Origin of the sequence: Methylibium sp. (assembly GCF_013817345.1) — a bacterium.
Lineage (GTDB): Bacteria > Pseudomonadota > Gammaproteobacteria > Burkholderiales > Burkholderiaceae_C > Methylibium.
The window spans coordinates 1-4159 of record NZ_JACDCW010000180.1; the positions used below are offsets into that span (position 1 = coordinate 1).

Below are 4159 nucleotides of genomic sequence, written 5' to 3' on the forward strand. Positions count from 1 at the left end.
CCCTTCGCTGCACTCAGCGGCTCGACATTGATGGCTTTGGGCTTGAGTAGATTGGTTTGCATCAGGTCTTCCTGTCAATACCCTCGGCTCGTTACACCGATAAGGCTGATGGGGCACCGGAAGCAATCTGCCTTGACGGCGAACTGCGCCCGGACCGGTAAAACAAAGGCACGGCGCCGGCCACGGGCGCTCGGCCCGGCGCAGCACCGCGCGGCAGACTCAACGCGAATAGAGCTCGACGATGAGCGACTCGTTAATGTCCGAGCCGAACTCGTCGCGGTCAGGCGACTTCTTGAAAGTACCTTCGAGCTTGGTGGCATCGACGCTCACCCAGGCCGGCATGCCGATCGATTCGGCCAGCTTCACCGCGTCGATCACGCGCAATTGCGTCTTCGACTTTTCGCGCACCGCTACAACATCGCCGGCCTTGACCAGATACGACGGAATGTTCACGGACTGACCGTTCACGGTGATGCCCTTGTGACCGACCAGCTGCCGAGCTTCGGCACGGGTCGAGCCGAAGCCCATGCGGTAGACCACGTTGTCCAAGCGTGATTCGAGCAGCAGCAGCAGATTCGCGCCGGTGTTACCGCGGCGGCGTTCCGCCTCGGCGAAGTAACGGCGGAACTGCCGCTCGAGCACACCATACATGCGCTTGACCTTCTGCTTTTCGCGCAGTTGCAGCCCGAAGTCGGAAGTACGCGAACCCGAGGTGCGGCCATGCTGCCCGGGCTTGGATTCGAACTTGGACTTGTCGCTGATCGCGCGGCGGGCGCTCTTCAGGAAAAGGTCGGTGCCTTCACGGCGGGAAAGTTTGGCCTTGGGGCCGAGATAACGTGCCACGTTGCTTCCTTGATCGTCTGACGTGCGACCGAGCGGGATCGGATCTCACGCGAGTCTGGCCGGTGTTGTACGGATCGCCCGAAGGCGACAACCAGACGGTGGGCTTGAAACTGAAACCTTGCGGCTTCAACGAAAACCGCCGACGGCACCGAAAATGCCCGCCGGCGAATGCCAGAAACCTGCGGTCGGGTGCAGCACCCGACCCGGACAACTCAAATGCGCCGGCGCTTCTGCGGGCGACAGCCGTTGTGCGGGACCGGCGTGACGTCGGAGATCGAGACGATCCGGATGCCCAGCGCGGCCAGGGCACGCACCGATGACTCGCGCCCAGGGCCCGGGCCCTTGATCTCGACTTCGAGGTTCTTGATGCCTTGGTCCTGCGCAGCGCGGCCGGCCACTTCGGCAGCCACCTGCGCAGCGAACGGTGTCGATTTGCGTGAACCCTTGAATCCCTGGCCGCCGCTCGACGCCCAGGCCAGCGCATTGCCCTGGCGGTCGGTGATCGTGATGATGGTGTTGTTGAAGGACGCGTGGACGTGCGCGACGCCGTCCGACACGTTCTTGCGGACCTTCTTGCGCACGCGTTGCGCGGCGGTATTGGGTGCTTTGGCCATGCTTGACTCTCTTTGATCTGCGGGCGGTTCGGCAAAAAGCCAGGCTTACTTACTTCTTCAGCGAGGCAGCCGACTTGCGCGGGCCCTTGCGGGTGCGGGCATTGGTGCGGGTACGCTGACCGCGCATCGGCAGGCCGCGACGGTGGCGGATGCCACGGTAGCAGCCGAGATCCATCAGGCGCTTGATGTTGATCGTGGTTTCGCGGCGAAGATCGCCTTCGATGTTCAGGCGGCCCACTGCCTCGCGGATCTTTTCGAGATCGGCGTCGGTGAGATCCTTGATCTTCTTGGTGCGCTCGATGCTGCAGTTGTCGCAGATCTTTTGCGCCGTCGTACGGCCGATGCCGTAGATCGCGGTCAAGCCGATCTCTGCGTGCTTTTGCGGCGGGATGTTGATGCCTGCGATACGTGCCATGTTCTTCCTCTATCTGCTTTTAGCGAAGGCGGAGTCTCAGCCTTGTCGCTGCTTGTGACGCGGATCGGTGCAGATCACGCGCACCACACCTTTGCGGCGGATGACCTTGCAATGGCGGCACATCGTCTTCACGGATGCGGCTACTTTCATGATCTTCTCCTTGACCTCTTGCGCTGTTGTCTTGCGGGATTCATTGCGTGCGACCGTCTCATTTCGCCCTAAAGACGATGCGGGCCCGGCTCAAATCGTAGGGCGTAAGTTCCACCGTCACCTTGTCACCGGGCAGGATGCGGATGTAGTGCATGCGCATCTTTCCCGAGATGTGACCGAGCACCACGTGCCCGTTCTCCAGCTTCACGCGGAAGGTCGCATTGGGCAAGTTCTCGAGGATCTCGCCCTGCATCTGGATGACGTCATCTTTCGACATGTGTTTAGCGGCTACCGTTCTTCATTCAAGTGGCTTTGAAACTGGCTTTTTTCAGCAACGATTCGTACTGCTGGGACATCACATAGGACTGCACCTGGGCCCAGAAGTCCATCGTCACCACGACGATGATCAAGAGCGAGGTGCCGCCGAAATAAAACGGCACGTTGTACTTGAGCACCAGGAATTCGGGCAGCAGACACACCGCGGTGATGTAGATCGCGCCACCCAAGGTCAGCCGGCCGAGGATGCGGTCGATGTGCCTGGCCGTCTGCTCGCCAGGGCGAATACCAGGGATGAAGGCACCGCTTTTCTTCAGGTTGTCCGCGGTCTCGCGGCTGTTGAAGACGAGCGCCGTGTAGAAGAAGCAGAAGAAAATGATTGCCGCCGCGTAGAGCATCACATAAATCGGCTGGCCTGGAGAGAGCAGGCCTGCCAAATCCTTGAGCCAGCGCAAGCCATCGCCAGTGGCGAACCAGCCCACCACGGTGGCCGGTAACAGAATGATCGATGACGCGAAAATCGGCGGAATCACGCCCGACATGTTGATTTTCAGCGGCAGGTGCGACGACTGCCCGCCGTACACGCGGTTGCCAACCTGGCGCTTGGCGTAATTGACCAAGATCTTGCGCTGCCCGCGTTCAACGAACACCACCACATACGTCACACCGACAACGATCGCCAGAATGAAGATCGACACGATGATGCTCATCGCACCGGTCCGCACCAGCTCGAAGAGACCGCCCATCGCGCTCGGCAGACCCGCGGCAATTCCGGCGAAGATGAGGATGGAAATGCCGTTGCCCAAGCCGCGCTCGGTGATCTGCTCGCCCAGCCACATCAAGAACATCGTGCCGGCAACGAGGCTCACCACGGCCGTCACGCGAAAGGCCATGCCCGGATCGATCACCAACCCCGCCGAGCCTTCGAGTGCGATCGCGATGCCCAGCGACTGAAAGATCGCCAGACCCAGCGTGCCGTAGCGCGTGTACTGCGTGATCTTGCGGCGACCGGACTCGCCTTCCTTCTTGAGCGCCTCGAAGGTCGGCACCACGTAGGTCATCAACTGCATGATGATCGACGCGGAGATGTAGGGCATGATGCCCAGCGCGAATACGGTGAAGCGCGACAACGCCCCGCCCGAGAACATGTTGAACAGGCTCAGGATGCCGCCTTGCTGACCCTGAAAGAGCTGCTGAAGCTGCTCCGGGTTGATGCCAGGCACGGGAATGTGCGCCCCCAAGCGGTACACCACGAGCGCCAGCAACAAGAAGACCAGCCGGCGACGCAGGTCGCCGAACTTGCCGCTCTTGGCCAGTTGATTCGCGTTCGTTGCCACGCTCTTATCGCGCTCTTGTCGATTTCGCCGGTTGAATCGGCATCACGAAAGCGAGCCGCCAGCAGCCTCGATCATCGCCTTGGCGCCAGCGGTCGCACCCACGCCTTTGAGCGTGACGGCCTTGCTGAGTTCGCCCGACTTGATGACCTTGACGACCTTGGCTCTTTCCGCGACCAAGCCAGCCTGCTTGAGCGTCAACATGTCCACTTCTGCCACGGCCAGCGCCTCTAGGTCGGCCAGCGTGATCTCGGCGTTGTACTTGAGCGTCAGCGACTTGAAGCCGCGCTTGGGCAGGCGACGCTGCAGCGGCATCTGGCCGCCTTCGAAGCCGACCTTGTGGTAGCCGCCGGCACGCGACTTCTGTCCCTTGTGGCCGCGACCCGCGGTCTTGCCCAAACCCGAGCCAATGCCGCGACCGACACGGCGCTTGGCATGCTTTGCGCCCGAGCCGGGCTTGATCGTGTTGAGTTCCATTGTCTTCTCCGAGATCAACCGCGGTCAGAGCACCTGAACCAGGTAAGCCA

General features: G+C 61.4%; 7 protein-coding genes. All 7 read right to left on the reverse strand.

All coding sequences use genetic code 11. The features are described from left to right. Positions 1 to 219 precede the first annotated feature (219 nt). Complete coding sequence (rpsD, locus tag H0W40_RS19495) at positions 220 to 843, reverse strand: 30S ribosomal protein S4 (protein WP_292449527.1); 624 nt, start codon at positions 841 to 843, stop codon at positions 220 to 222. A gap of 212 nt (positions 844 to 1055) precedes the next feature. Next, entirely contained in the window at positions 1056 to 1457 is a 402-nt protein-coding gene (gene rpsK, locus H0W40_RS19500) for a 30S ribosomal protein S11 (RefSeq protein WP_011830993.1), read from the reverse strand. Between the two features lie 49 nt (positions 1458 to 1506). Then, positions 1507 to 1872, reverse strand: a complete 366-nt coding sequence (gene rpsM / locus H0W40_RS19505) for a 30S ribosomal protein S13 (RefSeq protein ID WP_292449533.1) — start codon at positions 1870 to 1872, stop codon at positions 1507 to 1509. A 36-nt stretch (positions 1873 to 1908) separates the two neighbouring features. Beyond that, positions 1909 to 2022, reverse strand: a complete 114-nt coding sequence (gene rpmJ, locus H0W40_RS19510) for a 50S ribosomal protein L36 (RefSeq protein ID WP_292449535.1) — start codon at positions 2020 to 2022, stop codon at positions 1909 to 1911. 58 nt (positions 2023 to 2080) lie between these two features. Then, positions 2081 to 2299 (reverse strand): translation initiation factor IF-1, encoded by a 219-nt coding sequence (infA, locus tag H0W40_RS19515; RefSeq protein WP_011830996.1) that lies wholly within the window; start codon positions 2297 to 2299, stop codon positions 2081 to 2083. A 25-nt stretch (positions 2300 to 2324) separates the two neighbouring features. Further along, a complete protein-coding gene (gene secY / locus H0W40_RS19520) occupies positions 2325 to 3635 on the reverse strand; it encodes a preprotein translocase subunit SecY (RefSeq protein ID WP_292449539.1) in 1311 nt (436 codons plus the stop codon). Between the two features lie 42 nt (positions 3636 to 3677). Continuing rightward, positions 3678 to 4109, reverse strand: a complete 432-nt coding sequence (gene rplO / locus H0W40_RS19525) for a 50S ribosomal protein L15 (RefSeq protein ID WP_292449540.1) — start codon at positions 4107 to 4109, stop codon at positions 3678 to 3680. Positions 4110 to 4159: the final 50 nt, after the last annotated feature.